Source organism: Blautia fusiformis (assembly GCF_020686995.1).
Taxonomy (GTDB): Bacteria; Bacillota; Clostridia; order Lachnospirales; family Lachnospiraceae; genus Blautia_A; species Blautia_A fusiformis.
Window position 1 is genome coordinate 23,054 of the sequence record NZ_JAJEPT010000018.1, and the last position, 24,543, is coordinate 47,596.

Annotated in this window: 18 protein-coding genes and 1 other annotated feature; of the genes, 15 read left to right on the forward strand and 3 right to left on the reverse strand. The window is 45.5% G+C overall.

Annotated elements, in window-relative coordinates; genetic code table 11:
* Positions 1 to 171: 171 nt before the first annotated feature.
* The 5 genes from LKD46_RS14045 (at position 172) to LKD46_RS14065 (ending at position 5,788) form a co-directional block, all read left to right on the forward strand.
* A complete protein-coding gene (locus tag LKD46_RS14045) occupies positions 172 to 1,479 on the forward strand; it encodes an ABC transporter substrate-binding protein (protein WP_227574270.1) in 1,308 nt (435 codons plus the stop codon).
* Positions 1,480 to 1,538: 59 nt separating this feature from the next.
* A complete protein-coding gene (locus LKD46_RS14050; RefSeq protein WP_015526310.1) occupies positions 1,539 to 2,411 on the forward strand; it encodes a carbohydrate ABC transporter permease in 873 nt (290 codons plus the stop codon).
* Positions 2,408 to 3,250, forward strand: coding sequence for a carbohydrate ABC transporter permease (locus LKD46_RS14055; protein WP_021976595.1), 843 nt, complete (start codon positions 2,408 to 2,410; stop codon positions 3,248 to 3,250). The genes LKD46_RS14050 and LKD46_RS14055 overlap by 4 nt, the downstream gene beginning before the upstream one ends.
* 9 nt (positions 3,251 to 3,259) lie before the next feature.
* Entirely contained in the window at positions 3,260 to 5,428 is a 2,169-nt protein-coding gene (locus LKD46_RS14060; RefSeq protein ID WP_114001822.1) for a glycoside hydrolase family 2 protein, read from the forward strand.
* Between the two features lie 108 nt (positions 5,429 to 5,536).
* Positions 5,537 to 5,788 (forward strand): hypothetical protein, encoded by a 252-nt coding sequence (locus tag LKD46_RS14065; RefSeq protein WP_044961921.1) that lies wholly within the window; start codon positions 5,537 to 5,539, stop codon positions 5,786 to 5,788.
* A gap of 87 nt (positions 5,789 to 5,875) precedes the next feature.
* Here the strand turns inward: LKD46_RS14065 and LKD46_RS16810 are convergent, their stop codons facing one another.
* Positions 5,876 to 6,079 (reverse strand): helix-turn-helix domain-containing protein, encoded by a 204-nt coding sequence (locus LKD46_RS16810; RefSeq protein WP_270426856.1) that lies wholly within the window; start codon positions 6,077 to 6,079, stop codon positions 5,876 to 5,878.
* A gap of 100 nt (positions 6,080 to 6,179) precedes the next feature.
* Complete coding sequence (locus tag LKD46_RS14075; protein WP_118512726.1) at positions 6,180 to 6,449, reverse strand: response regulator; 270 nt, start codon at positions 6,447 to 6,449, stop codon at positions 6,180 to 6,182.
* Here LKD46_RS14075 and LKD46_RS14080 point away from each other — a divergent pair.
* Complete coding sequence (locus LKD46_RS14080) at positions 6,440 to 6,622, forward strand: MGH1-like glycoside hydrolase domain-containing protein (RefSeq protein ID WP_118512725.1); 183 nt, start codon at positions 6,440 to 6,442, stop codon at positions 6,620 to 6,622. The genes LKD46_RS14075 and LKD46_RS14080 overlap by 10 nt on opposite strands.
* A gap of 124 nt (positions 6,623 to 6,746) precedes the next feature.
* Here the strand turns inward: LKD46_RS14080 and LKD46_RS14085 are convergent, their stop codons facing one another.
* Positions 6,747 to 7,883: an FAD:protein FMN transferase gene (locus LKD46_RS14085; protein ID WP_227574271.1), complete on the reverse strand. Its 1,137-nt coding sequence runs from the start codon at positions 7,881 to 7,883 to the stop codon at positions 6,747 to 6,749.
* 331 nt (positions 7,884 to 8,214) lie between these two features.
* On the opposite strand from LKD46_RS14085, the gene LKD46_RS14090 reads away from it, so the two are divergent.
* The 9 genes from LKD46_RS14090 to LKD46_RS14130 all read left to right on the forward strand — a co-directional run bounded on the left by LKD46_RS14090 (position 8,215) and on the right by LKD46_RS14130 (position 24,540).
* Positions 8,215 to 9,093 (forward strand): Cof-type HAD-IIB family hydrolase, encoded by an 879-nt coding sequence (locus LKD46_RS14090; RefSeq protein ID WP_118623184.1) that lies wholly within the window; start codon positions 8,215 to 8,217, stop codon positions 9,091 to 9,093.
* A 156-nt stretch (positions 9,094 to 9,249) separates the two neighbouring features.
* A complete protein-coding gene (upp, locus tag LKD46_RS14095; protein ID WP_118623620.1) occupies positions 9,250 to 9,879 on the forward strand; it encodes a uracil phosphoribosyltransferase in 630 nt (209 codons plus the stop codon).
* 51 nt (positions 9,880 to 9,930) lie between these two features.
* Positions 9,931 to 10,067, forward strand: a sequence feature (ribosomal protein L10 leader region).
* Positions 10,068 to 10,118: 51 nt separating this feature from the next.
* Complete coding sequence (rplJ, locus tag LKD46_RS14100; RefSeq protein ID WP_118512722.1) at positions 10,119 to 10,628, forward strand: 50S ribosomal protein L10; 510 nt, start codon at positions 10,119 to 10,121, stop codon at positions 10,626 to 10,628.
* Between the two features lie 75 nt (positions 10,629 to 10,703).
* Positions 10,704 to 11,078 (forward strand): 50S ribosomal protein L7/L12, encoded by a 375-nt coding sequence (gene rplL / locus LKD46_RS14105; protein WP_015526302.1) that lies wholly within the window; start codon positions 10,704 to 10,706, stop codon positions 11,076 to 11,078.
* 127 nt (positions 11,079 to 11,205) lie between these two features.
* On the forward strand, positions 11,206 to 13,866 hold the full coding sequence (locus tag LKD46_RS14110; protein WP_227574272.1) for a right-handed parallel beta-helix repeat-containing protein: 2,661 nt from the start codon (positions 11,206 to 11,208) through the stop codon (positions 13,864 to 13,866).
* Positions 13,867 to 14,072: 206 nt separating this feature from the next.
* Positions 14,073 to 17,930 (forward strand): DNA-directed RNA polymerase subunit beta, encoded by a 3,858-nt coding sequence (gene rpoB, locus LKD46_RS14115; RefSeq protein WP_118512720.1) that lies wholly within the window; start codon positions 14,073 to 14,075, stop codon positions 17,928 to 17,930.
* 17 nt (positions 17,931 to 17,947) lie between these two features.
* Positions 17,948 to 21,646, forward strand: a complete 3,699-nt coding sequence (rpoC, locus tag LKD46_RS14120; protein WP_173752968.1) for a DNA-directed RNA polymerase subunit beta' — start codon at positions 17,948 to 17,950, stop codon at positions 21,644 to 21,646.
* A gap of 98 nt (positions 21,647 to 21,744) precedes the next feature.
* Positions 21,745 to 23,694, forward strand: coding sequence for a serine/threonine protein kinase (locus LKD46_RS14125; protein ID WP_227574273.1), 1,950 nt, complete (start codon positions 21,745 to 21,747; stop codon positions 23,692 to 23,694).
* Between the two features lie 30 nt (positions 23,695 to 23,724).
* A complete protein-coding gene (locus tag LKD46_RS14130) occupies positions 23,725 to 24,540 on the forward strand; it encodes a PP2C family protein-serine/threonine phosphatase (RefSeq protein WP_118512717.1) in 816 nt (271 codons plus the stop codon).
* The last annotated feature ends 3 nt before the right edge of the window (positions 24,541 to 24,543 follow it).

The following is a 24,543-nucleotide window of genomic DNA, read 5'->3' on the forward strand; positions in this document are numbered from 1 at the left end:
GGGAAAAATTCTCACAAGTGTGGGGGAAAGATTGGAGAAAATATTCCAGGTACAGCGAAGATTTTCCATGTATTTTTCCGGATGGATTTAATATAATGGTCTCATCGATAAGGAAAGCGGAACAAAATATTCAATCCGGATGAATAGAAATGTACCAAAAGGAGGACGAAAATGAAATTAAAAAAAGTGATGGCTGCTACACTTGCCACAATGATGTGTCTCTCTTCATTCAGCATGATGAATGTGTGGGCAGATAAAAAAGAGGATTCCGAACCACTTGTGATCAATTATATCAGTGCCAGGAACGAAACAGATGCGGCACTGAAAACATTGAAGAAGCTTGCAGAAGATTATAAAAAAGATCACCCGGATTTTGAATTCAATGTAGAGTCTATTGCAGACAGAGAAACATATCTTCAGAAGATCAAGATCCTTGCATCCAGCAATGAGCTGCCGGACTGGTTTGACGCAGATCCGGAGGCATTTTTTGAAGGACTTTGCAAAAAGGATCTGATCTACAGTGTGGATGACCTTTATGATGAACTGGGTATCAAAGACAAGTTCTTTGATATTGCACTGAATTATCCGAAACTCAGTGACGGAAGCAATTACCTTATGACCTGGCAGGGAAATGTAGAGTATTTCTGGTATCACAAAGACATGTTTGAAAAAGCCGGAATTACTGAAACACCTCAGACACTGGAAGACCTCCTGGATGTGTGCAAGAAGCTGAAAGATGCGGGAATGACCCCGATATCCGCAGGAAATTACGACATGATCATGCGTTATCCTGCATTTAAGGCTTTCAGACTGGAAGGAAATGACTTCATTGACAATGCAAGAATGGGAAAAGAAAAATTTAATTCTGAGACAGGTATCGCAACAGCCCAGTATACACAGGATATAGCCCAGTATTTCAGTGAAGGATGGACAAGTTCAGATACTACCGCACAGATGGATCTGTTTCTGAACAGTGGTGCGGCAATGTTATACACCGGAACATGGGATACACCGGATCTTACAGATGATGAGGGAAATCTTAAAGATGACATTTCCATGTTCAAACTTCCTGTAGACAGCGAAGGAACCGCTACAGGAGAAAATGATTACTATGCGAATTGTGGAATCGGAACTGCCATTCTCAAGGATTCCATGAGTGATGAGATGAAAGATTTCATCAGTTATGTATGGGATAATTTTGCTGATACGGCAATGTATGAGTTCAATATGCTTCCATCCATGATGCCAAGTGATTCGGAGAAGCTTCCGGAGCTTACACAGCAGATTTTAAGTGATCTTGAGAACTGCGGCACTTTTGCCCAGTGCTGGGATGTTCGTCTGGATCCTTCTACAAACGAGGTTTACAGAAAAGAGTTGGCAAGCCTTGGAATGGGAGAATCAACTCCTGAAGAGTTCTGCGAAAACATGGACAAAGCTGTAGAACAGTATGCATCTGATTATTTTGACACTGAAGAATAACTGAGAGAATACGCAGATGCGGAATTTTATCTGCATCTGCGTATGAAAGGGGAGAGGATATGAAGCCCAGAAATAAAATCCAGCCTTTACCGTTTGTTCTTCCTGCACTGTTCGTATATATTCTTACTGTTATCATCCCAATTCTGTGGTCAATGGGTTACAGCCTTTTTTCCTGGAATGGAATCGGTGATATGAAGTTTATCGGATTGGAAAATTATGTGAGGATGTTTCAGGATGAGACATTTCGTGAGGCTGTTGTAAATAATCTTAAATTTGTTGTATTGGGAAGTTTGTTCCAGTTATGTGCAGGACTGATCCTGGCAATTTTGCTTACACATATTTCCAAAGGTGGAAATATTCTGCGGGTTATTTATTTTATTCCATGTATCATTTCATCTATGGCGATCTGCCAGATTTTTTCCAAAATGCTTTCTGTCCAGCCCCAGGGCCTGGTTTGCTATGTGATGGAAAAACTGGGAATGGAACCTATCGCTTTGCTGGCAAATTCCCATACAGCGCTGATTACCATAACCCTGATCGATGGATATAAATACTGTGGTCTGTACATGATCATTTTTTATTCCGCATTTGTATCCATATCAAAGGATGTGATCGAGGCATCTACAATGGATGGCTGCAATGTTTTTCAACAGTATCGTTACATAAAGCTTCCACTGGTGAAAAATATATTCAGCATTGTCATTGTAATGCTTGTAAATGGTTGTCTGAAAACCTTTGATGTATTCTATATTCTTGACAATAAATCCAGATCAACAGAGATGGTGGCAACTTATATGTATAAAACCGCTTTTAATTCGGCTGACTTTGGCTATGGAAGTACATTGTCCGTTTTTCTGGTCATTGAATGTCTGGTAGCAGTAGGGATTATACAGAAATGCCTGGGATCGGCGAAAGGAGATGGGTCAGAATGATAAAATCAAGAAAAAATATACCTATTCGTGCTGTGTTCTATGTAGTGATCCTTATTTTTGTCATGATACAGGTCTACCCTATTTTCTGGGTTATCTGCTCCAGTCTGAAAACACCGGATGAAATGACATATACTGCACAGTATGCCCTGCCATCAGGATTTTATCTTGGAAACTATATCAGCGCACTGACGATCTCATCCATTCCAAGATATTTTCTTAACAGTACGGTTGTGGCAGTTCTCACACTTCTTGGCATCGTAGTCCTGGGATGCCCGGTTGCATTTGTGATCAGTAAGGTAAAGGTAAAATATGCCAATGCACTGATGGCATTTTTCCTGTTTGGAATGATGGTGCCTATTTTTTCCTGCCTTGTACCCATGTTCCAGATTTATAACAGGATCGGACTGAGAAATACATACTGGGCACTGGTGCTTCCGCAGATCGGGTTCGGACTTCCAATGTGTATCTATCTTTACACCGGATTTTTTAAATTTATGCCGGATTCTCTTCTGGAAGCGGCAGTTATTGACGGTGCCACAATGGGAACCACATTCCGCAAGATCGTGGTACCTATGGCTAAAAATACTACAATGACAGTTCTTACATACAATTTTGTTTTTGTATGGAATGAATTTACCTATGCCAATACGTTTATCTCATCTTCTGATATGAAAACTCTGCCAATTGGCCTGAATGACTTTGTGGGGCAGTTCGGAAGAGTGGACTGGGGAAGTACATTTGCGGCGATCGTAATATCGATCCTGCCTACACTGATCGTGTATTTTATTCTTAACAGGAACATAATCGAAGGTATGGCTGCAGGTGCGGTCAAGAGTTAGGAGGCTGAAATGGAAACAAGGATTGAATTGAAACAAGGATGGAAAATTTTGCAGGATGTTCATGATACAGGGGAAAAGATCGGGCTTTATGCTGCCAGGGAAGCAGATACTTCCGTAGGTTCCCAGGTGTCTGAATGGGAGGAACTGGAGGAACTGAAACATCTGCAGCTTATCTATGCCAGACAGCCATATTTCGGGCGTGAACTGAGATATTTCAATCAGGCACCCTGGTGGTACAAAACAGAGTTTGAAGTTCCGGATCAGAAAGTTACGGATGCTGTCCTTAAATTTACCAATGTGGATTATTATGGAAAAGTATGGCTTAACGGAGAATTTCTTGGAGAGCATGAAGGATATTCCGCTCCATTTTCCTTTAATGTAAAAGATAAGCTTGTTTTTGGAAAGAAAAATTATCTCATTGTAAAGGTAAGTTCTCCATGGGATGATGAGGTGGAGCTGGATGCACAGGATTCCAGAACCACCCTGGTAAAAAGAAATATGGTAAAAGGTACCTACGAACATTCTGATACATTTATCCAGAGAGATGTAAATCCTGTAGGAATCTACGGAAAAGTGGAGCTGATCCTGACAGAAGAAGGTGTTCTGGAAGATCAGACAGATCTGAAGTATGAACTGGATCCAGATGGAAAGAAAGCAGACGTATATGTGGAAACTGAAGCGCGAGGTCTGAAATCCGGGGAGACATATGATTTTAATGTAAAGATCCGGGAAAAAGAGTCCGGTCTTATAAAGGCAGAAAAAACTGTTCAGATAATGGCAGAGAAAGCAGAGACAGGTTTTAAATGTGAGCTTAAAGTGGAAGATGTCAGACTGTGGTCCACATGGGATCATGGTTATCCCTGGATGTATCAGGCAGAACTTACGTTAAGCAGGGGAAAAGACATACTGAGCAGCAGAACAACGAATTTTGCTTTCCGGGACATTCAGATTGAGCGTAATGAAAAAATAACAAGATTTTGGCTTAATAACAGGAAGCTGTATATAAGAGGAACCTCTTATTTTCCGGATTGTTATATTTCCGCAATGACAAGGGAACGGTACCTGAGAGATCTTCTTAATGTAAAGGCGGCAGGTTTTAACCTGGTACGAGTACATGTCCACACAGAGCAGGAAGTTTTTTATGATCTGTGTGACGAGCTGGGAATTGCAGTTCTTCAGGATTCGGAGTACAACTGGACGCATCCTTCAACAGATGAATGGGCGCAGAGATTTGCAGATGTTTACAGAGAAAATGTGAAACTTCTGAAGCATCATCCGTCTCTGATCTGCTGGATCATTATGAATGAACCGGGATGTGTTGATCCGGATGGAAATGTGAGAAGGAGATTTATGGAGGAAAATCCGGGACCTGCTCTGTATAGGGAGGTACAGAAGATGGATCCGGGCAGACCGATCATCAAGGGTTCTTTCTGCGAAGATGATCCGCTTAGCGGGGACAGCCACAATTATCTGGGTTCTTTAAGCGGTGGAGAATATGCAGATATTTATGAGCAGACAGAAAAGCTGAATACAGAGTACGGATTTGATGCACCGGGCAGCAGTGAAAATCTGAAAACTGTTCCGGCGGTATATCATCGTCTGGAAAAACTGGTGGATGATATCCCGAAGATCCAGGAATATCAGTATAAGCTTCTGAAATATTATACAGAGCATTACAGGATCCAGAAATATGAACCTTGCTCAGGATATGTACAGTTTATGTTTATCGACCTGTGTCCTCAGAGCTTCTACGGTTTATATGACTGGTGGGGAATTCCCAAAAAGGGTCTTCAGGCTATACTGGAAAGCAACGCACCAGTGGGTGTTTTTGCAAAGCACAAAGATTATCTGGACAGTCTGTATATTGTAAATGATACAGATGGAGCTCTGGGAGAGTGTGAACTTACATGGATCATTACAGAAACATTGAACGGAGAACTGGTGGAAAAGGGAAGTGTTAAAGCAGAAGTTCCGGCAGACAGCCGTGTCATGGTAAAAACCTTTGAGAAAGAATACGGAAAAGGCAAGAAGTGGAACCTTACACTAATTCTTTCTGATAATAGCGGTAAATGTATGGCAAAGAATACCTATCAGGATATCTGTACTTTGCTTTCAAGAGTTGATGGGCATCCGGACCGTATGAGCCATGAGTTTGGAATGAGACTCTACTGGGCCTGAGATATCCGTAGCTCACAGGCACTTTCATCCTTGACTTGTGTCAAAAATCACAACATGTTATACTTTGTGTATAAAGGAAGATTTTCGGCGTGGAAGGAGCGATATTATATGCGTTTACAGAAAGTACAGGATGCCCTGAACAAAAAAAATATCAAATTCGAATACACAGAGGAAGATGGTTGCGGAAGTCTGGATTTCATGTTCCGTGGACTGAAATTCCATGTATGGGAATACGAGGACAACGGTTGGGGTGCCGAGACCAATATTTATGCGGCTGGAAGAAGTGAGGACATTGACGGAGATTATGAAGAGAAGATTTCTGCAGAGATTCTTTCCTGGCCAGATATGATCAATAACTGAATATAATAATATTGAATAAAGTGGCTGTAACTGAACGAATACGCTCAGTTACAGCTACTTTTTATCGGAGAAAAGTTTTCTGAAGAACTATAGCTGTACGTTCAGGTATTCACTGGGAGATATCTGACAGTTCTTTTTAAAAACCTTGCTGAAGTAATTTCCATTGCTGAAACCAAGATGCCAGGCAATGTCGTCGAGAGTCATATCCGTAGACGGCAGAAGCCGTTTCGCCTCGGTGAGCTTCAACTGCATAGTATAGGAAAAAAGATTCTGACGTTTTTTTAAAACAATCTGGACAGATGCTCCTTACTTAGAAAAAAAGATTCTGCAATATCGGCCAGGGAGATATTTTCCAGATAATGTGCATTGATATAATCAAAAACGTCACCGATTACCTTACTGGTGAACGCAGAGCAGGCTTCAGTATGTAATCAATAACACCGGCCTGGATCGCAAGTCTTGTATATTTGAAATCGCTGAATCCGCTGATCACACTGATTTTGCTGTCGATGTGAAGTTCTTCCAGATTTTTTAAGAGCTGTGTTCCGTCCATGACGGGCATTTTCATATCTGTGATAATAATGTCAGGATGCTCTTTGAGAATGATCTTCAGGCCATCTTCGGCATTATCTGTTTCCAGAAGATCACTGTTTGCTCGGATTTATCCCATGGTGTTTTGAACTTCCGGATAAGGGATATGAAGAAGCTTGGGAGCAGATTGTGAATCCGGAAGGTTTTGCCTCCCCCTGTGGCCCTACAACTGCGGAACAGAGACATCCACGGTACGGATATGAACAGGCAGATTATGAATGTCTGTGGAACGGTCCATCCTAGCCATTTTCAACGACACAGACACTGACAGCAATGGCAAATCTTCTGAAAGATTATCCGCAGACTTATGTGACAAATATGGTCTATCTGGAATGTTTTTGGTTGTTGCTGAAAAAGATTTCATGGTTCAGGATTCCACATCAGTGACCCTGATCTCATCCCGGAATCCGTCCGTATAATGCAGCTCATAATCCTCTGTGATAAATACAGCCTGCACGCCTTTTTTCTCTGCAAATTTCAGCCCGTCCTCCAGGCCAAGGGCGAAACAGGTGGTGCTTAAGGCATCGCCGTCCACAGACTGGTCGGAGATGATCGTCACAGAGATCAGGCCGTTATCATAAGGATAGCCGGTTTGGGGATTCAGGATATGATGATATAATTTACCGTCCTGCTTAAAACACCTCTCATAAATTCCGGAGGATACAACGGATTTTCCGGTGATATCCATAACAGCCTCTGTTTCATTGCGGTCTGCAAAAGGCTTCTGGATACCGATCTTGAAGGGAGTGCCGTCGGGCTTTGAACCGATGCAGAGGACGTTGCCGCCAAGGTTGATGATGGCACTTTTTACACTTTTTTTTATCAGAAAATCTTTCAGTCGGTCTGCGATATAGCCCTTGGCAATGGCGCCGACATCGAACCGGATATCATCAGAAGGAAGTGTGATATCCTGACCGTCAATGGTAACGCCATCAGAGCTGCACAGAGGGAGTGCTTTCTGAATAGCTGCATCATCCGGAACCTTTGGGTCTTCTGCTGTGAAATCCCAGAGAGAGGTCAAAGGCGCAATGGCGATGTCAAAGGCTCCGTTGGACTCCCTGGTGATATCGAGTCCTTCGGAAAGCAGAGCGGCAAGGTCTTCAGATATATGCCAGGTGTCTGCTGTGCCGCTGACCGGATATGGAGTAGTCGGCCCGTCGGTACTGAAATCTCCATCAGATACATCTTTGCGGTGATTTAATTTATAAAGCTCGCTTTTCTCATTTGTCCGGCTGAAGATCAGCTCATATTTATCGCACAGTGCCAGACAGTCATCCAGGAGAGCTTTATCCTGAGAATCATAAATTGTGATCTGTACAGCTGTATTCAATTTGATACTGCTGATACTGATGGGCTGATTTCCGGTGGTGGATGTATCTGCATCAGTGATATTTCCGCAGCCTGTGAAAAGGAGCATTGGACAGACAAGAACTGTGCACAATATTAAATAGAAGAAACGGGAATGCGAGCGGCTTCTTTTGGAATGAAAAAAATGAGTTGACATAATATTCTCCTGCTTTCTGATTGACTGGCTTAACTGAAGAGCATTTATTTGATGCAAATCTATGCAGTACATGTGGAGGGGGTTATTCATTTAACCGAATCAAGTAGCAACGCGGATTGCGAATATCTGCCTGACCGACATCGGACAGATTTATGAAATCTCATTATACCATGTATTTCTGAAATCAGAAAGGCATATGCCTGTCGTAAAAATCATTGTATTTTGCAATAATATAAGATATAATTTCTCCGAAAAAAGAACATATTTGCTATGGATGATATGGATCCGAATGATTGACCGGATTTTTTACAGATAAAAGGAGAAATTTTTTATGATAAAAGTAATTGCAAGTGATATGGACGGCACACTTCTTGGTGATGACCACAGGATCGCGCCGGAAACCCTTGCGGCGATCAGGCGTGCCTGCGATGCAGGAATCCGTTTTATGGTTGCCACCGGCCGGAATTTCCCCGGTGCCATGGAGGAACTGAAGGGAACAGAGCTGACCTGTGATTATGTGGTGAGCAGTGGTGCTGAAGTACGGAATCCGCAGCAGGAGGTTGTAAAGAGAACACCGATCTCTATTGAACTGTGTGACGAGGTCTACAATACGGCAAAAAAATACCCGGTATCTGTGGCATTTTTTACGGATCGCTACGATTACCGTATTGGAACAAAGAAGGAAATTGAAGACGGGATCATTCAGCAGATCCGCCTTTTTAATATGGACATAGATACCAGTGAGGAAATCGTCCGGAAGTCGCCGCAGTACCGCAGGATCGCCGGAAATACGAAAGGGATTTCCGATATCCGTTCTCTGGAAAGCAGCGGTGCGCCGGTATATAAGATCTTCATTTTTGCGGCAGATGTGGAGCAGCTGGAGAAACTCGGCGATGAGCTGAGAGAAAATCCGGCTGTTGCGGTAGCTTCTTCTTTTATATATAATCAGGAGGTTACAGCAGTGGAGGCACAGAAAGGTCCCGTTCTGAAAGAATATATTGAAGCTCTGGGATATACCATGGATGAGGTAATGGTTCTTGGTGACAGTCTTAATGATTATTCCATGATCTCTATGGATTTCGGCGCAACCGTTGCAATGGAAAACGCAGTTCCGGAGATCAAAAAGGCAGCAAAATACATCACAAAGAGCAACAATGAGTTTGGTGTGGCTTATGCTATCAATCAGGTTTTGGAACATCAGGGAAAATAGTTTTCCCCCTTTTGAAAAAGTGTCATATATATTATAATGTAGAAGGATGAATACAGAAAAGCGAAAGGATTACGTTCTTGGGTATAAAGCAGAATGGGATGAGAATGTTCGCTTTACAAAAAACACAGACAAAGAGAGGAAATCACGATGGAAAAAATGGAAAATGTTTATATTATGGATCACCCGCTGATCAAACACAAAATTTCAATGCTCCGTGACAAAAGCACAGGAACAAACGAATTCCGTAAGCTGGTGGAGGAGATCGGAATCCTGATGGGATATGAGGCACTTCGTGATCTTCCTACAGAGGAAGTGGAAATCGAGACACCGATAGAAACCTGTAAGACACCGATGATCTCAGGCAAGAAGCTGGCAGTGATCCCGGTCCTCCGTGCAGGACTTGGAATGGTAAACAGTATTCTCACACTGGTGCCGTCTGCAAAGGTCGGACATGTGGGACTTTACCGTGATCCGGTGACACATGAGCCCCATGAGTATTACTGCAAGCTTCCGGAATCTATTGACGAGCGTATTTCAGTGATCGTTGATCCGATGCTTGCAACCGGCGGTTCTGCCGAGGCTGCCATTGATTTTGTCAAGAAACAGGGCGGAAAGAATATCAAGTTTATGTGCATCATCGCAGCTCCGGAGGGACTGAAACGTCTCCATGAGGCGCATCCGGATGTACAGATCTACTGCGGCTCCCTTGACAGAGAACTCAATGAGAATGCTTATATCTGCCCGGGACTTGGTGATGCCGGTGACAGAATTTTCGGAACAAAATAATTTTTTCAAAAACTCAAAAAAATACTTGACACACCCGGCACTGTTATGGTATTGTACCTAAGAACGCTGCCGAAGACAGTAGGTGCCGTAAGGCATAAGGATTAAAACGCCTACCGAGGTCCAAGTATTCTGAGTTAAGATTACACAAGGCCTTATTGCGAAGCAGTAAGGTCTTTTTTTAAACAGATTGACTTATTGCGACGGCGGTATACAAAATCTATAAGGAGGTGTACCATTTCATGGCAAAAGTAGAACTGAAACAACCAATCGTAGAAGAGATTTCTAACAGCATTAAGAACGCTGAGTCTGTTGTACTTGTAAACTACAGCGGTCTTACAGTTGAGCAGGATACAATTCTTCGTAAAGAGTTAAGAGAAGCTGGTGTTCAGTACAAGGTATACAAGAATACCATGATGCGTCGTGCATTCGAGGGTACAGCATTTGAGAGCCTCAGTGATCATTTACATGGCACAAATGCGATCGCTATCTCCGAAACAGACGCAACTGCTCCGGCAAGAATCCTTGCTAAATATGCAAAACAGTTCCCGGCACTGGAGCTGATCGCAGGTGTAGTTGAAGGTAACTACAATGATCAGGCCGGAATTCAGGCACTGTCCACAATTCCTTCAAGAGAGGAACTTCTTGGAAAACTGCTTGGAAGTATGCAGTCTCCGATCGCAAACTTCGCTCGTGTGCTTAATCAGATCGCAGAGCAGAACGGCGGAGCTGACGCAGCAGCTGCTGAGTAATCCCAGCAACGTGCAATTGGCGGCATAATGACCGCATGATTATTAATTAAAATTTATAAATGGAGGGAAATTAAAATGGCAAAATTAACAACAGAAGAATTTATTGCAGCAATCAAAGAATTATCTGTATTAGAGTTAAATGACCTTGTAAAAGCTTGTGAGGAAGAGTTCGGTGTTTCCGCAGCAGCAGGTGTTGTTGTAGCAGCAGCAGGTGCAGCAGGCGAGGCAGCTGAGGAGAAAGATGAGTTTGACGTAGAGCTTACAGAGGTTGGCGCTAACAAAGTTAAAGTTATCAAAGTTGTTCGTGAGGTTACAGGTCTTGGACTTAAAGAGGCTAAAGCTATCGTTGATGGTGCTCCGAAGGTTGTTAAAGAGGGCGCATCCAAAGCTGAGGCTGAGGACATCAAAACTAAACTCGAGGCTGAGGGAGCTAAGGTTACACTTAAATAATCCAATCAGATCAGAAGTTTTAAAGGCTGTTGTGACTGCCGGTTTACCGGTGGCGCAGCAGCCTTTTTGCCATACCTGATAGAACTTGCAGCTGGTGATGAAGCATAACAGAAAGTGAGATTGGAATATGAAAAGAAAGATTGCAGCCTGTTTTCTGGCAGGCGTGCTTGGAATGACCGGAATTCCTGTTCCGGCGGCAGCGACGCAGACAGTTTCCTCTAAAAATACGGTATCTTCCGTAAAAGCTGCAGATCCGCTGACTGCGATACAGGAACAGGCCAGTGCCATGGATGCCCAGGAGCAGCTGGAAGAAGAGGAAGAGATGCCTGCCCAGGATCCGGATCCGCTGGTTCTGGATAACGGAAATGTAGTTCCTGCATCGCAGGCTTCCTGGGTGAAGGAGGAAGGCGACGAGACAGCGGCAGTTTTTGATGCCCGGAATGATTTTTCTGACGGAGCTTCGGAAGAAGAGGAAGTTGTGGAGGAGCCTGTCCTGTCTGCTGCGCCGGAATCGGAAGCGGCAGAGACAGATATGGAAGCTGCCGGGGCAGAGTCTGCCGTATCTGTGACGCCGGAACCGGAAACGGAAGAGAAAGCGGAGACTGCTGACACAGAAGAAAACAGTGCTTCGGAAATGACGGACACGGAGGCAGATGGAGAAACAGCTGACGAATCTGCCGGTGCTGCGGAAGTTTTTTCGGATGAGACCGAGGAGACTTCTGTGGAGCTTCAGATGGAAGCAGGAGAGGAGACGGAGGTTTCTGCCGGTGCATCCTCAGAAGAAACGGAGGACTTCTATGACCAGGAGGACTTTTCCGCAGGGGAGGCTTCCCAGGGTGACCTTGGAACATATCAGGAGGAAACGCTTGCTGTGGAAGATGGCCAGGACATTACAGCTCCGCTGAATACTCTGTTTCTTCAGCTGAAGGATAAGGCCACAGAGGAAACACCCTATAAGATTATTATCCCGCCGGGAAATTACCAGCTGACAGGAACCCTCTGTATGTACAGCAATATGTATCTGTATGCAAGGGGTGCGGTCATCACAAAAACCTCTGCGACCAAGCATCTGATCCTGCGTCTTGGAAACACAAAGGATTCCCAGGGCGGATATGACGGATACCAGAATATTGTTATTGATGGAGGAACCTGGGATTATAATTACCAGTGCGTGGCGGACAAGGATGCACCGGGCGGTTTTGTCGGCTTCTGCATTGGCCATGCCAGAAATGTTACCATCAAAAATGCTACATTCCTTAATAATCTGAAGTCTCATTTTCTGGAATTTGGCGGTGTGAAAAATGCCAGGATCACAGGCTGCACCTTCAGCGGTTATTACAAAAATTACGTAGGCGGCGGTCAGGAGTGCATCCAGATCGACTGCTGTACAGATGAGACGAATGTTTTTCCACAGTACCGGCCTTACGATGGAACTACCTGCGAGGATTTTGTTGTTGATGGAAATGTATTTTCAGATGTTTTTTCCGGGGTGGGAACTCACAGTATGATGTCCGGAGAAACCTATAAGCGGATCACGGTTACCAACAATACCTTCCATAATATAAAAAAACGCTGCATAGAATTTATGAATTATGAAGATGCTGTTGCAGAGAACAACACCATGGTAAATGTGGGAATGGGTGTGGATGTTATATCCGCAAGCAAAAATGTTCATCAGACCCAGGGCTATGAAGGCGGACCGGATACCCAGAAGGACAGAGACATCCGGATCGCCGGCAACTATATCAGCCTTGCAAAAACCTCCAGCATCGGCGGAGTGGCATGGGTCTGCAGCGGTGTTCATATAGAAGGCTACGAGATGAAGGCAGAGGGTGCCATTCCAAAAGGGATGTATCCGGTAAAAGGTGTAACGGTGGAAGATAATGAGATCTCGGGATACGGAAACGGAGTCAGTATTTCTCTTGCAGATACGGACACAGTAACCGGAAACCAGATAAAAATGAAAAAAACTTCTGCATATTCCAATCTGGGTATTTATGCGAAGGATGCCAGAGGAACGGTGATCACCGGAAACACGGTTTCGGGAACTGCCAATGCGGGAATCTATATTAATGAAGCGGGATATGCCAAAGGCTCCGGAGAGAAGAATCTTGTCAGTGACAACGGAGTTTCGGCTGCAGGCGGAGACGGAATATATCTGCAGTCAGTAAACGCGGCTTCCACTGCGGAGAAAAATACGGTGAAATCAGCCGGAGGATCCGGAATCCGGATCAGATCCGGAGGAAACATCAGCATTCTCGGGAATACATGCGCTTTAAACAAAGACCACGGAGCAAAGATCGAATATACCACAGGAAGTATTCGGGTAAAAAATAACAGCTTTTACTCAAATGTAAAAAGTGGTCTCATGATCTGGAAAGCCAAAGCTTCGGAGATTTCCGGAAACCGCATGTACAAAAACAAAGGAAATGGCGTTTATGCATATAATTCTGTCATCACTGCCATGAAATCCAATTCCTTCAACGGAAACGGAAAAGCACAGGCACTGTATGCAAAGGACTGCAAAGGCTGGAGCAGCATCAACAGACCGTCCGCGCAGAAGGTTACGGAAAAGAGCACGGCTATAACCGGAAAGGCAGCTGGTAGCAGAACAGTTACCGCATACACCGTCCGTTCCGGAAAAACTGCAAGACTTGGAGGGGCTGCAGTGGACAAAAACAGCCGTTTCACTATTAAAATAAGAAAACAGAAAAAGAATACCGTACTGAAGCTTGTGTCAAAAGACAGATACGGCAACGCAGTAACGGTAACGGATAAAGTGAGATAAATAAGAAGCTTCTGTTCTGTACATCGTATGTACAAAAGGAACAGAAGCTTTTTTTGGAAAAATGTAAAAAAATCAAAAAAAGTGCTTGACACACTTTTTTTCTTATGTTAAAGTGGAGGATGCTATATTATGGCTAGATATGCCTGCCTAAAGGTCAGGCGGGATCATGTTGTAATAAATAATAAAAAAACAGGGGTGAAACGTCAATGGAAAAAAACAGAATTCGTTCTGTAAAAACTGGAAAAAGCATGCGTATGAGCTACCAGAGACAAAAAGAAGTCCTGGAAATGCCAAACCTGATCGAAGTTCAGAAAGATTCCTACCAGTGGTTTCTTGACGAAGGTTTAAAAGAAGTATTTGATGATATTTCTCCGATCGCAGATTACGGCGGAAAGCTCAGTCTGGAATTCATCGATTTCACATACGATGAAAAAGATGCAAAATATTCCATCGAGCAGTGTAAAGAACGTGACGTGACTTATGCCGCACCTTTGAAGGTTCGAGTAAGGCTGATCAATAAGGAAACAGAAGAGATCAACGAACACGAGATTTTCATGGGAGATTTACCGCTGATGACAGCTACGGGTACCTTTGTTATCAATGGTGCTGAGCGTGTTATTGTCAGCCAGTTAGTACGTTCCCCTGGAATCTACTACGCGATCGCTCATGATAAGCTTGGTAAGAGACTGTTTTCCAGTACTGTAATTCCAAACAGAGGTGCATGGCTGGAGTACGAGACAGATTCAAATGATGTATTTTATGTACGTGTAGACAGAACAAGAAAGGTTCCGATCACTGTTCTGATCCGTGCACTGGGCATTGGAACCAATGCTGAGATCATTGATCTGTTTGGTGAAGAGCCAAAGATCCTTGCCAGCTTTACAAAGGATACCTCCACAAACTATCAGGAAGGTCTCCTTGAGCTGTATAAGAAGATCCGCCCGGGCGAGCCGCTTGCAGTAGAGAGCGCAGAGAGCCTGATCATGGCAATGTTCTTCGATCCGAGAAGATATGACCTTGCCAAAGTCGGACGTTATAAATTTAATAAGAAGCTTCATTTTAATAAACGTATCGTAGGCCACAAGCTTTCCCAGGATGTTGTAGATACAACAACAGGTGAGATCCTTGCTGAGGCTGAGACACTTGTTACAAAAGAGCTTGCTGATACATTACAGAATTCCGCAGTTCCGTACGTATGGATCCAGGGTGAGGAGAGAGAGATCAAAGTCCTTTCCAGCCTTATGGTTGATATCCGTCACTATCTGCCGGAGCTTGAGGATCCGAAGACTCTGGGTGTTACAGAATTAGTATACTACCCGGTACTCGAAAAAATTCTGGAAGAAAATGACACATTTGAGGACAGATGTGATGCGATCAAACGTGATATCCACGACCTGATCCCGAAACACATCACCAAGGAGGATATCCTTGCGTCCATTAACTATAATATGCATCTGGAGTATGGCCTTGGTAACGATGATGATATCGACCACCTGGGCAACCGTCGTATCCGTGCTGTCGGTGAGCTGCTTCAGAATCAGTACCGCATCGGTCTTTCCAGACTTGAGCGTGTGGTACGTGAGAGAATGACAACACAGGACACAGAGAGTATCTCTCCGCAGTCCCTGATCAATATCAAGCCTGTAACTGCAGCAGTTAAGGAGTTCTTCGGTTCTTCTCAGCTGTCACAGTTCATGGATCAGAACAACCCGCTTGGAGAGCTGACTCATAAGAGAAGACTTTCCGCACTGGGACCTGGCGGTCTGTCACGAGACAGAGCCGGATTCGAGGTTCGAGACGTACATTATTCCCACTATGGAAGAATGTGCCCGATCGAGACTCCTGAGGGACCGAACATTGGTCTTATCAACTCCCTTGCATCTTATGCAAGAATCAATCAGTACGGTTTCGTAGAGGCTCCGTACAGAAAAATTGATAAAACAGATCCTTCCAACCCGCGTGTAACAGATGAAGTTGTATACATGACAGCGGACGAGGAAGATAATTATCATGTAGCACAGGCGAATGAGCCGCTGGACGAAGAGGGACATTTCCTTCATAAGAACGTTTCCGGACGTTACCGTGAGGAGACACAGGAGTACGAGCAGCACATGTTTGATTACATGGATGTATCTCCACGAATGGTATTCTCTGTTGCTACAGCCCTGATTCCGTTCCTGCAGAACGATGATGCGAACCGTGCGCTGATGGGATCCAACATGCAGCGTCAGGCCGTTCCGCTTCTTACAACAGAGGCTCCGGTTGTTGGTACTGGTATGGAGACCAAGACAGCCGTTGACTCCGGTGTATGCGTTGTTGCAAGAAAAGCAGGTACAGTACTTCGTTCCACATCTACAGATATCTCTATCAAGAACGATGACGGAACAAAAGATGATTATCATCTGACTAAATTTATGCGAAGCAACCAGAGCAACTGCTACAACCAGAGACCGATCGTGTTCCAGGGTGAGCATGTTGAGGCAGGACAGGTTATCGCTGATGGCCCGTCTACATCCAATGGTGAGCTTGCGCTTGGTAAGAACCCGCTGATCGGATTTATGACCTGGGAGGGTTATAACTACGAGGATGCTGTTCTGCTCAGTGAGAAACTTGTACAGAATGATGTTTATACATCTGTCCATATTGAAGAATATGAGGCAGAGTCCCGTGATACCAAGCTGGGACCGGAAGAGATCACACGTGACGTTCCGGGTGTCGGCGATGACGCTCTGAAGGATCTGGATGAGCGTGGTATCATCCGTATCGGTGCTGAGGTACGTGCCGGTGATATCCTTGTCGGTAAGGTTACTCCTAAGGGAGAGACTGAGCTTACTGCTGAGGAGCGTCTCCTGCGTGCTATCTTCGGTGAGAAGGCAAGAGAGGTACGTGATACTTCCCTTAAGGTACCGCACGGTGAGTATGGTATTATCGTAGATGCCAAGGTATTTACAAGAGAGAACGGCGATGAGCTGAGCCCTGGAGTAAATCAGGCAGTACGTATTTATATTGCACAGAAGAGAAAGATCTCCGTTGGTGATAAGATGGCTGGTCGTCATGGTAACAAGGGTGTCGTTTCCCGTGTACTTCCGGTTGAGGATATGCCATTCCTTCCAAACGGACGTCCTCTTGATATCGTGCTGAATCCTCTGGGTGTACCTTCCCGAATGAACATCGGACAGGTCCTGGAGATCCACCTGAGCCTTGCTGCCAAAGCACTTGGCTTTAATATTGCAACACCTGTATTCGATGGCGCAAACGAGGTTGATATCCAGGATACTCTGGAGCTTGCCAACGATTACGTTAATACGGAAGACTTTGAGGAATTCCGTGAGAAATATAAAGACATCCTTGCACCGGACGTTATGCAGTATCTCGATGAGAATAAAGCTCACAGAGCACTCTGGAAGGGCGTTCCGATCTCCAGAGACGGTAAGGTAAGACTTCGTGACGGACGAACAGGCGAGTACTTCGACAGCCCTGTAACAATCGGTCATATGCACTACCTGAAACTGCATCATCTGGTAGATGATAAGATCCATGCACGTTCCACAGGTCCATACTCCCTGGTAACACAGCAGCCTCTGGGTGGTAAAGCTCAGTTCGGTGGACAGCGTTTCGGAGAGATGGAGGTTTGGGCACTGGAGGCATATGGTGCTTCCTACACACTGCAGGAGATCCTGACAGTGAAGTCTGATGATGTGATCGGACGTGTTAAGACCTATGAAGCGATCATCAAAGGTGACAACATTCCTGAGCCAGGTATTCCTGAGTCCTTTAAGGTACTTCTTAAAGAGCTTCAGTCTCTTGGTCTGGATGTACGTGTGCTCAGCGAGGACGGATCAGAGGTACACATTATGGAAACCTCTGATTACGGAGATACTGATCTTCGTCATGTCATCGAGGGCGATTCCAGAGGACGCAGAGATGAGGAGTCCTTCGGTAAACACGGCTATACCAAGCAGGAGTTCAGCGGAGAAGAGCTTGTCAATGTAGAAGAAGATGAGGACATGGAAGACGAAGATGATATGATCGAGTTTGAAGAGTCCTTTGATGATGAGGAATAAGAAAGGGGAAAGAATACATGGCAGAAACAACCAACGCCAATGAAACATATCAGCCAATGACTTTCGATGCCATCAAGATCGGACTGGCGTCCCCTGAGAAGATCAGAGAGTGGTCACACGGTGAGGTTTTAAAACCTGAAACGATCAACTACAGAACCTTGAAGCCTGAGAAGGATGGTCTTTTCTGTGAAAGAATTTTCGGACCGAGCAAGGACTGGGAGTGCCACTGTGGAAAGTACAAAAAAATTCGCTATAAAGGCGTTGTCTGCGACAGATGCGGTGTTGAAGTAACCAAATCTGCCGTTCGTAGAGAGCGTATGGGACACATCGAGCTTGCAGCTCCGGTGTCTCATATCTGGTACTTTAAAGGAATTCCGTCCCGTATGGGTCTGATCCTTGATATTTCTCCGAGAACACTGGAGAAAGTACTTTACTTTGCTAACTATATCGTTCTGGATCCTGCAGATTCCGGACTTATGTACAAACAGGTACTCACCGAGCGTGAGTACCAGGAAGCACGTGAGTCTTACGGAGAAGGATTCCGTGTAGGTATGGGTGCCGAGTCCATCATGGAGCTTCTTCAGGCTATCGATCTTGAAAAGGATTCCGAAGAACTGAAGGCAGAGCTTGTGGACGCAACAGGCCAGAAACGTGCAAGGATCATCAAACGTCTTGAAGTTGTGGAGTCCTTCCGTGAGTCCGGCAACCGTCCTGAGTGGATGATCATGACCGTTATCCCGGTTATCCCGCCGGATCTTCGTCCTATGGTACAGCTGGACGGAGGACGTTTTGCAACATCTGACCTGAATGATCTTTACAGAAGGATCATCAACAGAAACAACCGTCTGAAAAGACTTCTGGAGCTTGGTGCTCCGGATATCATTGTCCGCAACGAGAAGCGTATGCTGCAGGAGGCTGTAGATGCCCTGATCGATAACGGACGCCGTGGACGTCCTGTAACAGGCCCTGGAAACAGAGCTCTGAAATCCCTTTCCGATATGCTGAAAGGTAAATCCGGACGTTTCCGTCAGAACCTTCTTGGTAAACGAGTTGACTACTCCGGACGTTCTGTAATCGTCGTAGGACCTGAGCTGAAGATCTATCAGTGTGGTCTTCCGAAAGAGATGGCTATCGAGCTGTTCAAACCTTTCGTTATGAAAGAGCTTGTTGCCAACGGAACTTCCCACAACATCAAGAATGCCAAGAAAATGGTAGAGAAGCTTGAGCCTGCAGTATGGGATGTCCTTGAGGACGTCATTAAGGAGCATCCGGTTATGCTGAACCGTGCACCTACACTGCATCGTCTGGGTATCCAGGCGTTCGAGCCGATCCTTGTAGAAGGTAAGGCGATCAAGCTTCATCCGCTTGTTTGTACAGCGTTCAACGCTGACTTCGATGGTGACCAGATGGCCGTACATCTTCCGCTTTCCCAGGAAGCGCAGGCAGAGTGCCGTTTCCTTCTGTTATCACCGAACAACCTTCTGAAACCGTCAGATGGTGGTCCTGTAGCCGTTCCTTCACAGGATATGGTCCTTGGTATCTACTACCTGACACAGGAGAGACCTGGAAACAAGGGTGAGGGCAAGTTCTTCAAGAGTGTCAACGAGGCAATTCTTGCATATGAGAACAAGGTCATCACACTCCAGACAAAGATCATTGTTCATTGCCATAAGACAATGCCGGACGGAACTGTTTTAAGCGGCAATGTTCATTCTACACTGGGACGTTTCCTGTTTAACGAGATCCTTCCGCAGGATCTTGGATTCGTAGACAGAAGCGTACCTGGAAACGAACTGCTTCTTGAGGTTGATTTCCTTGTAGGTAAGAAACAGCTGAAGCAGATCCTTGAAAAGGTTATCAATACTCACGGTGCAACAAAGACAGCCGAGGTGCTTGACTCCGTTAAGGCTATGGGTTACAAATACTCCACACGTGCAGCCATGACCGTATCTATTTCCGATATGACCGTGCCGCCGCAGAAGCCGGAGATGATCAAGCAGGCTCAGGATACTGTTGACCGTATTACAAAGAACTACAAACGTGGTCTTATCACAGAAGAAGAGCGTTACAAAGAGGTTGTTGATACCTGGAAGAAGACTGATGATGAGCTTACAAAGGCACTTCTTACAGGTCTTGATAAGTACAACAACATCTTCATGATGGCTGACTCCGGAGCCCGTGGTTCCGATAAGCAGATCAAACAGCTTGCCGGAATGCGAGGACTGATGGCTGATACAACCGGTCATACCATTGAGCTCCCGATCAAGTCAAACTTCCGTGAAGGTCTTGACGTACTGGAGTACTTCATGTCTGCTCATGGAGCTCGTAAAGGTCTTTCTGATACCGCTCTTCGTACAGCCGATTCCGGATACCTGACAAGACGACTTGTTGACGTATCTCAGGATCTGATCGTTCGTGAGGCAGACTGCTGTGAGAACAGAGCAGAGATCTCCGGTATGGTCGTTCGTGGATTCATGGACGGAAAAGAAGAGATCGAGAGTCTTCAGGAGCGTATCACAGGACGTTTCTCCTGTGAGACAGTTAAGAATAAAGACGGAGAAATCCTTGTTAAAGCAAACCACATGATCACACCGAAGCGTGCAGCCCGTATCATGAAAGAGGGCGTAAGCAACCAGACAGGCGGACCGATCGACAAACTGAAGATCCGTACCATCCTTTCCTGTAAGTGCAAGGTTGGTGTCTGCGCAAAATGTTATGGTGCGAACATGGCTACCGGTGAGCCGGTACAGGTTGGTGAGTCTGTTGGTATCATCGCAGCACAGTCTATCGGTGAGCCAGGTACACAGCTGACCATGCGTACTTTCCATACCGGTGGTGTTGCCGGTGGAGATATCACACAGGGTCTTCCTCGTGTCGAGGAGCTTTTTGAGGCAAGAAAGCCGAAGGGTCTTGCGATCATCACAGAGATCCCAGGTGTTGCCACGATCAACGACACTAAGAAGAAACGTGAGATCATCGTAAACGATCCGGAGACAGGCGATTCCAAGACTTACCTGATCCCATACGGTTCTCGTATCAAAGTCCTTGATGGACAGGTTCTTGAGGCCGGTGATGAGCTGACAGAAGGTAGTGTAAATCCGCATGATATCCTGAGAATCAAGGGTGTGCGTGCAGTTCAGGATTACATGATCCGTGAGGTTCAGCGTGTATATCGTCTGCAGGGTGTTGAGATCAACGATAAGCATATCGAGGTTATCGTTCATCAGATGCTGAAGAAGATCCGTATCGAGGATAACGGAGATACAGAGTTCCTGCCAGGAACACTTGTTGATGTCCTTGATGTTGAGGAAGTTAACGAGAAACTTGAGGCAGAGGGCAAACAGCCGGCAGAGGGCAAACAGGTTATGCTTGGTATTACCAAGGCATCCCTTGCTACAAACTCCTTCCTGTCAGCAGCATCCTTCCAGGAAACAACAAAAGTCCTGACAGAGGCTGCTATCAAAGGTAAGGTCGATCCGCTGATCGGTCTGAAAGAGAACGTTATCATCGGTAAGCTGATTCCTGCAGGTACAGGTATGAAGCGTTACAGTGAGATCAGTCTTGACACAGGAATGCCGGAGGTAAAAACAGCCTCCGAGGAGCCTGAGGATACAGAGGAAATTTCCGTAGAGGAAGAGAAGACTGAGACTGCTCCGGAGGAAGAGACCATTGCTGTTGAAGAGACAGCAGAGGAAACTGCACCGGTAGAAGAATAAGTCGATATACCTTGCTAATATAAATAAATCTCCCCCCGGAAATCCGGAGGGAGATTTCTGTTTATAAGCAGGGATTTTCTGAGAGAGGAGGGATTGCGATGGACAAGGAACTGCCAATTTCCCCGTGGCCGGAATGGAAGATCGTAAGCAAGATCGGGGAAGGCTCTTTTGGAAGAGTGTATAAAGCTCAGAGAACTGAGAAGGGACGTTCTTTTTACTCGGCAATTAAGATAATCACAATCCCCGCCAGTAAAGGGGAGCTGGACAGTGTGCGCTCAGAATCCGGTGATGAAAAATCTGTCCGCGGTTATTTTGAAAATCTGGTGGAGGAGTGCATTCAGGAAGTAAGCACCATGGAGTATTTCCGGGGAAATTCCCACATTGTATCAGTAGAAGATTACAAGGTGATGGAATATCTGGATGAGATTGGCTGGGATATTTTTATCCGCATGGAATATCTCACAAGCTTCATGGAGTATTATGCGGGAAAAAATCTCACAGAAAAAGAAGTGATGAAGCTTGGCATTGACCTTTGTAAAGCACTGGAATACTGCGGGCAGCTTCACATCATTCACAGAGATATCAAACCGGAGAATATCTTTGTATCCAGGTTTGGGGATTTCAAGCTGGGGGACTTTGGAATCGCCAGAGAACTGGAAAAAACCATGAGCACCCTTTCCAAAAAGGGAACTTATTCTTATATGGCGCCGGAGATGTACAGGGGAGAACAGTACGACAGCAGGGTGGACATTTATGCACTTGGCCTGGTGTTATATAAACTGATGAATCATAACAGACTTCCGTTTCTGAATCTTGAAAAACAACTGATCACATATAGAGATAAGGAAAACGCACTCACGAGGAGGATGTCAGGTGAAACACCGCCACCACCTGTGGATGCAGGAGAGGCTTTCGGCTCCGTTATCTTAAAAGCCTGTGCTTATGATGCAAAAGAACGATATCAGACTCCTGATAAGTTTCGGGAAGCACTGGAAGAAATCCGGTATGGAGCGGCAAACAGAGAACAGGGAGTTCATGAGAAACAGAAACCAGTGGAGGAAAGACCTGTTCCGGAGTCCATGCCGAAGTTTCTTCAGGAGGGTGCCGCCAGACAGCTGGCAAGAACAAGTCAGCTGAATACGAATGCGATCCGTCAGGCACGTAGAAATCCTGCGCCGGCATCCGTACAGCCGGAGAAACCGATAGCCGGAGAAATAGTAAAAAATGCAGCCCGGAATACGCCAAAGGCTCAGAGCACAATGCAGAAGCCTCAGAAATCTGCATCCGAAAAAGCAGTATCTGAAAAAGATAGCCGGTCCGGTTATCCGTCAGGACGTTCCCTTCAGTCAGAGCCCGGTACAAGAAAAACCGGAGCTGTAAAGCCCAGAGTTACCTCTATCACAGATCTGGAAGACGACCGTGACCAGAATCTCCAGGAGTGGGAGGAATCCGTGCCAGAGAATGGCGGAAAAACCGATGACAGAAAGAGGCGGAAAGGTATTTTCAGAATGCTCATAACTGCCGGGATCCTTGTTGTGCTGATCGGAGGGATCCTTGCGGTACGAACGATACGGAAACCTGCGGATAATGGAGAGCCTTCGTATACAGATTCTGATGATTCTGATGCTCTGAACAAAGGGAATTTCGGTACTGCAGACAATTCGGATAAAAGCTTCGCGCAGGCAATGGAAACGATACGTGACCATGCGACAACCATAGAAAATGCTCTGGACAGTTATAGACGTGAAGGCACAGAGGGGGATCGCCTGCGCTTTTATAACGGATCAGGAGAGATTGCCAAAGTGCTTGTATATCCCGGCAGTTCCGCAGATGGCGTTTATGAGGAATATTTTTACTGGGGCGAGCAGATGTTTTATACTTATGTATGGGACGGAGATGAGAAGCAGTATTTTTATTATCAGGACGGCCTTCTGATCCGATGGATCGATGCAGATGGCAGGGTGCATGATAAAGAGAGCGATAATGACAAATATGTAGAACTGGGAGACAAATACTGGAGTAATTCTGTAGTGGAGCTTCAGCAGTAATGTCGAAGGGGTTTTACGAAAGGAAAAAGAATGGCCTATCAGATTGATTATGCGTATACATGTCACACCGGAAAGGTGAGGACAAATAATGAGGATAATTTCTGGTGCTGCGGAGTGCGTCTGCCGGTGCACAACCAGGGGGTTGACGGGATCCTGGCAGGTCATACACAGCACTGGCAGCTTCCAATGCTGGCCGTTTTTGACGGCATGGGCGGAGAAAGCTGCGGTGAAATGGCAGCTTCTGCAGCTGTGGAAGCGCTGGGAGGCTTCTATGAAGAAAACAAAAAGACCCTGAAAAAAGAGCCTGTGGTTTTTCTGACAGGAGCCTGCGAAAATATGAATGAGGCAGTATGTCGCTACAGCAATGAAAACTGTATCAGAAGCATGGGAACAACCATGGCACTTTTGTCTTTCAGTGAAAAGGCGATCTATGCCTGCAACCTTGGAGATAGCCGTATCTACCGTCATTTTCAGGGGAAGCTCCAGCAGATTTCCACGGACCATGTGATCGGTGGAAAAATGCTGGGAAAAGCCCCGCTGACGCAGTATCTGGGCTTCCAGGAAGAAAACATGGCACTGGAGCCTTCTATCGTGGAGATCGGTTATCAGCCGGGGAGCTCGTATCTGATCTGTTCAGATGGAGTGACAGACATGCTTTCTGATCAGGAGCTTCAGAATATCCTTGACGGGACAGAAACCGCAGAAGAAAAAGTAGGTAAGATCCTGGAACAGGCATTGGAAAGAGGCGGCAGAGATAATGTGACACTGGTCCTTGCACAGATCAGCGGCTATGAAGAAAAAAATCTTCTCAAACGCTGGGCAGAACGCCACAGTACCGGACGGTAATAA

Bases quoted from the DNA above. Each gene is read 5' to 3' on its own strand.
- LKD46_RS14060 (WP_114001822.1), top strand. From the start codon at position 3,260: ATGGAAACAAGGATTGAATTGAAACAAGGATGGAAAATTTTGCAGGAT.
- LKD46_RS14050 (WP_015526310.1), top strand. From the start codon at position 1,539: ATGAAGCCCAGAAATAAAATCCAGCCTTTACCGTTTGTTCTTCCTGCA.
- LKD46_RS14125 (WP_227574273.1), top strand. From the start codon at position 21,745: ATGGACAAGGAACTGCCAATTTCCCCGTGGCCGGAATGGAAGATCGTA.
- rplL (WP_015526302.1), top strand. From the start codon at position 10,704: ATGGCAAAATTAACAACAGAAGAATTTATTGCAGCAATCAAAGAATTA.
- LKD46_RS14090 (WP_118623184.1), top strand. From the start codon at position 8,215: ATGATAAAAGTAATTGCAAGTGATATGGACGGCACACTTCTTGGTGAT.
- LKD46_RS14045 (WP_227574270.1), top strand. From the start codon at position 172: ATGAAATTAAAAAAAGTGATGGCTGCTACACTTGCCACAATGATGTGT.
- rpoC (WP_173752968.1), top strand. From the start codon at position 17,948: ATGGCAGAAACAACCAACGCCAATGAAACATATCAGCCAATGACTTTC.
- LKD46_RS14085 (WP_227574271.1), bottom strand. From the start codon at position 7,883: ATGTCAACTCATTTTTTTCATTCCAAAAGAAGCCGCTCGCATTCCCGT.
- LKD46_RS14110 (WP_227574272.1), top strand. From the start codon at position 11,206: ATGAAAAGAAAGATTGCAGCCTGTTTTCTGGCAGGCGTGCTTGGAATG.
- LKD46_RS14130 (WP_118512717.1), top strand. From the start codon at position 23,725: ATGGCCTATCAGATTGATTATGCGTATACATGTCACACCGGAAAGGTG.
- rplJ (WP_118512722.1), top strand. From the start codon at position 10,119: ATGGCAAAAGTAGAACTGAAACAACCAATCGTAGAAGAGATTTCTAAC.
- rpoB (WP_118512720.1), top strand. From the start codon at position 14,073: ATGGAAAAAAACAGAATTCGTTCTGTAAAAACTGGAAAAAGCATGCGT.
- LKD46_RS14055 (WP_021976595.1), top strand. From the start codon at position 2,408: ATGATAAAATCAAGAAAAAATATACCTATTCGTGCTGTGTTCTATGTA.
- upp (WP_118623620.1), top strand. From the start codon at position 9,250: ATGGAAAATGTTTATATTATGGATCACCCGCTGATCAAACACAAAATT.
- LKD46_RS14065 (WP_044961921.1), top strand. From the start codon at position 5,537: ATGCGTTTACAGAAAGTACAGGATGCCCTGAACAAAAAAAATATCAAA.